The 5,557-nt window shown below is 54.8% G+C and carries 3 rRNA genes; all 3 read right to left on the reverse strand.

Going from position 1 to position 5,557, the window contains the following annotated elements:
* Positions 1-6: 6 nt before the first annotated feature.
* A 5S ribosomal RNA gene (rrf, locus tag IIE29_RS16630) occupies positions 7-125 on the reverse strand.
* 192 nt (positions 126-317) lie between these two features.
* A 23S ribosomal RNA gene (locus IIE29_RS16635) occupies positions 318-3,442 on the reverse strand.
* A gap of 410 nt (positions 3,443-3,852) precedes the next feature.
* Positions 3,853-5,383, reverse strand: a 16S ribosomal RNA gene (locus tag IIE29_RS16640).
* Together the 16S, 23S and 5S rRNA genes form the textbook arrangement of a ribosomal RNA operon.
* Positions 5,384-5,557 lie beyond the last annotated feature (174 nt).

The following is a 5,557-nucleotide window of genomic DNA, read 5'->3' on the forward strand; positions in this document are numbered from 1 at the left end:
AAATTATTGCGGCAGTCACCTACTCTCCCACAACCACCAAGTTGCAGTACCATCAGCGCGAATGGGCTTAGCTACCGGGATCGGAACGGTTAACCGGGCGTTTCCCCACCACTATCACCACCGCAAAACCAACAAACCACCACCACAACCCCACAGGATTTATAGGCGGTAGTGGTCCAAGAACCGCACAGCGAACGCGAACACCAACACAATCATGCAACACACCACCCACAAAAGAGGGCAGCACAACACTTTCTCACATCACCACAAAAGAATGATCAACACACACGCACCAACCCCCACAAAAAAGAGGGAAATTGAGTGAGTGATCGGTGTATTAGTACCAGTCAACTCCACACATTACTGTGCTTCCATACCCGGCCTATCAACCCCATCATCTATAGGACACCTCACCCCGCTTCAACACGGGCTGGAAATCTCATCTCGGAGCAGGCTTCCCGCTTAGATGCTTTCAGCGGTTATCCATCCCGAACGTAGCCAACCAGCCATGCTCCTGGCGGAACAACTGGCACACCAGAGGTTCGTCCGTCCCGGTCCTCTCGTACTAAGGACAGACCTCCACAAATTTCCTACGCACGCAGCGGATAGGGACCGAACTGTCTCACGACGTTCTAAACCCAGCTCGCGTACCGCTTTAATGGGCGAACAGCCCAACCCTTGGGACCGACTCCAGCCCCAGGATGCGACGAGCCGACATCGAGGTGCCAAACCATGCCGTCGATATGGACTCTTGGGCAAGATCAGCCTGTTATCCCCGAGGTACCTTTTATCCGTTGAGCGACCACGCTTCCACAAGCCATGGCCGGGTCACTAGTCCCAGCTTTCGCTCCTGCTCGACACGTCCGTCTCACAGTCAAGCTCCCTTGTGCACTTACACTCGACACCTGATTGCCAACCAGGCTGAGGGAACCTTTGGGCGCCTCCGTTACTCTTTAGGAGGCAACCGCCCCAGTTAAACTACCCATCAGGCACTGTCCCTGAACCCGATCAGGGTCCGAAGTTAAGGAATCCACTATGGTCAGAGTGGTATTTCACCGAGCGACTCCACCCCAACTAGCGTCAGGGCTTCCCAGTCTTCCACCTATCCTACACAAACCACACCGAATCCCAATACCAAACTATAGTGAAGGTCTCGGGGTCTTTCCGTCCTGCTGCGCGTAACGAGCATCTTTACTCGTAATGCAATTTCGCCGAGTTCGTGGTTGAGACAGCAGAGAAGTCGTTACGCCATTCGTGCAGGTCGGAACTTACCCGACAAGGAATTTCGCTACCTTAGGATGGTTATAGTTACCACCGCCGTTTACTGGGGCTTAAATTCTCCGCTTCACCCCCGAAAGGGGTTAACGGGTCCTCTTAACCTTCCAGCACCGGGCAGGCGTCAGTCCGTATACATCGACTTACATCTTCGCACGGACCTGTGTTTTTAATAAACAGTCGCTTCTCTCTGGCCTCTGCGACCACCACCAGCACATCCCCACGCATAGTGAGTTCACCAGGATGGTCCCCCTTCTCCCGAAGTTACGGGGGCATTTTGCCGAGTTCCTTAACCACGATTCTCTCGATCACCTGAGTATTCTCTACTCGACCACCTGTGTCGGTTATAGGGTACGGGCAACACACACCCTCACGTCGATGCTTTTCTCGGCAGCAGAGGATCACCAGATCACCCCACCACAAGTGGGGCGCCCATCAGCTCTCACACACAAATGCGGGGACGGATTTACCTACCCCCACGTGCTACAACCTTAGACCGTGACTACCATCGCACGGCCTGGCTACCTTTCTGCGTCACACCTCACGCTTACCGACTCCACACTCAGGTCCCACCCGCAACACCAAACACCAGGACCGAAGTCCCAGCGGGCGCATTGAATGGTTAGTCTCATGTGTTTTGGTACTGTCGGTTGTGTGTCGGTACCAGAATATCAACTGGTTGTCCATCGACTACGCCTGTCGGCCTCGCCTTAGGTCCCGACTTACCCAGGGCGGATTAGCCTAGCCCTGGAACCCTTGGTCATCCGGTGGACGGGTTTCTCACCCGTCTTTCGCTACTCATGCCTGCATTCTCACTCGAACCGCTTCCACCACTCGTTCACACGGTGACTTCACCAGCGACTCGACGCTCCCCTACCCAACACCACACCATTACGGTACCTGTGGTGCTGCCACAACTTCGGCGGTGTACTTAGCCCCGCTACATTATCGGCGCTCAATCACTTGACCAGTGAGCTATTACGCACTCTTTCAAGGATGGCTGCTTCTAAGCCAACCTCCTGGTTGTCTTCGCAACTGAACATCCTTTCCCACTGAGCACACGCTTAGGGGCCTTAGTTGATGGTCTGGGCTGTTTCCCTCTCGACAATGAAGCTTATCCCCCACTGTCTCACTGCCACGCTGAACCTTGACTGGCATTCGGAGTTTAGTTGACGTCAGTAACCCGGTGGGGCCCATCAGCCATCCAGTAGCTCTACCTCCAGCAAGAACCACGCAACGCTGCACCTAAATGCATTTCGGGGAGAACCAGCTATCACAGAGTTTGATTGGCCTTTCACCCCTAACCACAGGTCATCCCCTCCATTTTCAACTGAAGTGGGTGCGGGCCTCCACGCGCTCTTACACACGCTTCACCCTGCCCATGGCTAGATCACTCCGCTTCGGGTCTAGGACACGCGACTGACAACGCCCTCTTCGGACTCGCTTTCGCTACGACTACCCCACAACGGGTTAACCTCGCCACGCACCGCTAACTCGCAGGCTCATTCTTCAAAAGGCACGCCATCACAGCCATCAAGATGCTGCTCTGACGGATTGTAAGCACATGGTTTCAGGTACTCTTTCACTCCCCTCCCGGGGTACTTTTCACCATTCCCTCACGGTACTGTTCCGCTATCGGTCATCAGGAAGTATTTAGCCTTACCAGGTGGTCCTGGCAGATTCACACGAAATTCCACGAGTTCCGTGCTACTCGGGCACACGCACACTGCAATCATGCTCATGTTTCGCCTACGGGACTCTCACCCACTCCGGTCCTGTTTCCCACCAGGTTCGACTACACAAACACCACCACAGACCAGTCATGCTGAACCGGACCATGCACACCCCACAACACCATCACAGCAACACCAGCACGCTTGACACTGAAATGGTTTAGGCTCATCCGGTTTCGCTCGCCACTACTACCGGAATCATTGTTATTTTCTCTTCCTGCGGGTACTGAGATGTTTCACTTCCCCGCGTTCCCCCCACACACCCTATATATTCAGATGCGGGTCACCACCCTCACGAGTGGCGGGGTTTCCCCATTCGGACATCCTCGGATCAACGCCCGTTTATCGGCTCCCCGAGGCTTATCGCAGATTTCCACGTCCTTCATCGGCTCCTGATGCCAAGGCATCCACCATGCGCTCTCACACACTCACCCAACCCCCACACAGAAGGCCGGTATGACGCGTGTGTGCGAAAAAATCACACTCAAAGATGATTACAAGAAAAATCACATTACATAACAACACTTACGTGTTGTTGATGCTCGCGTCCACTATACGATTCTCAAACCACTACCAAACACCACCAGCGACCACGCAACCACCCGGCTGCCGGCCCCTGACAGGTTGGTCCCGTTGGTTGAAACCACACCCAACACTGTTGGGGTTTGTGATTCCAGGACCCAATAACGTGTTCGTCCTAGCCCATCCGAATACCCACCAGCACCAAGGCACATACCCTGACACCACTGAGCAGACGAGCGACAGTTGTGATGTTCCACCCTTGAGCACCCACGACGGGACACGATCGGTCCCCTACCGTGGGGTTCTAATGTGTGCTCCTTAGAAAGGAGGTGATCCAGCCGCACCTTCCGGTACGGCTACCTTGTTACGACTTAGTCCCAATCACCAGTCCCACCTTAGACGGCCCCCTCCCCCAAAGGGGTTGGGCCACCGGCTTCGGGTGTTACCGACTTTCGTGACTTGACGGGCGGTGTGTACAAGGCCCGGGAACGTATTCACCGCAGCGTTGCTGATCTGCGATTACTAGCGACTCCGACTTCACGTAGTCGAATTGCAGACTACGATCCGAACTGAGACCGGCTTTAAGGGATTCGCTCACCCTCACGGGCTCGCCTCTCTCTGTACCGGCCATTGTAGCATGCGTGAAGCCCAAGACATAAAGGGCATGATGATTTGACGTCATCCCCACCTTCCTCCGAGTTGACCCCGGCAGTCTCCTATGAGTTCCCACCATCACGTGCTGGCAACATAGAACGAGGGTTGCGCTCGTTGCGGGACTTAACCCAACATCTCACGACACGAGCTGACGACAACCATGCACCACCTGTACACCAGCTCCAAAGAGAAGAACTGTTTCCAGAACGATCCAGTGTATGTCAAGCCTTGGTAAGGTTCTTCGCGTTGCATCGAATTAATCCGCATGCTCCGCCGCTTGTGCGGGCCCCCGTCAATTCCTTTGAGTTTTAGCCTTGCGACCGTACTCCCCAGGCGGGGCACTTAATGCGTTAGCTACGGCGCGGAGAACGTGGAATGTCCCCCACACCTAGTGCCCAACGTTTACGGCATGGACTACCAGGGTATCTAATCCTGTTCGCTCCCCATGCTTTCGCTCCTCAGTGTCAGTTACAGCCCAGAGTCCCGCCTTCGCCACCGGTGTTCCTCCTGATATCTGCGCATTTCACCGCTACACCAGGAATTCCAGACTCCCCTACTGCACTCTAGTCAGCCCGTACCCACTGCACGCGCAACGTTAAGCGTTGCGTTTCCACAGCAGACGTGACCAACCACCTACGAGCTCTTTACGCCCAATAATTCCGGACAACGCTCGTACCCTACGTATTACCGCGGCTGCTGGCACGTAGTTAGCCGGTACTTCTTCTGCAGGTACCGTCACCCGAAGGCTTCTTCCCTGCTGAAAGCGGTTTACAACCCGAAGGCCGTCATCCCGCACGCTGCGTCGCTGCATCAGGGTTTCCCCCATTGTGCAATATTCCCCACTGCTGCCTCCCGTAGGAGTCTGGGCCGTGTCTCAGTCCCAGTGTGGCCGGTCGCCCTCTCAGGCCGGCTACCCGTCGTCGCCTTGGTAGGCCATTACCCCACCAACAAGCTGATAGGCCGCGAGCCCATCCCCGATCGAAACAACTTTCCACCACAAAACATGCGTTTCGTGGTCATATCCGGTATTAGACCCGGCTTCCCAGGCTTATCCCGAAATCAGGGGCAGGTTACTCACGTGTTACTCACCCGTTCGCCACTCATCCACCCCCAGCAAGCTGAGGGCTTCAGCGTTCGACTTGCATGTGTTAAGCACGCAGCCAGCGTTCGTCCTGAGCCAGGATCAAACTCTCCATAAAAAAATTATGTTACGAATGAATCCCAGCAAGACAGCCAACCCGACCACGGGGGTGGTCGAAGCCGGCCAATGAATGTCTCACCAGAAAATAAATGTTCTGGCATCACAAACTTGTTCAAACAAACACGCTATTGGATTCTCAAACCACAAACACACACCCATCACCGAAACCCGA

Source organism: Brevibacterium renqingii (assembly GCF_017808095.1).
Lineage (GTDB): Bacteria > Actinomycetota > Actinomycetes > Actinomycetales > Brevibacteriaceae > Brevibacterium > Brevibacterium renqingii.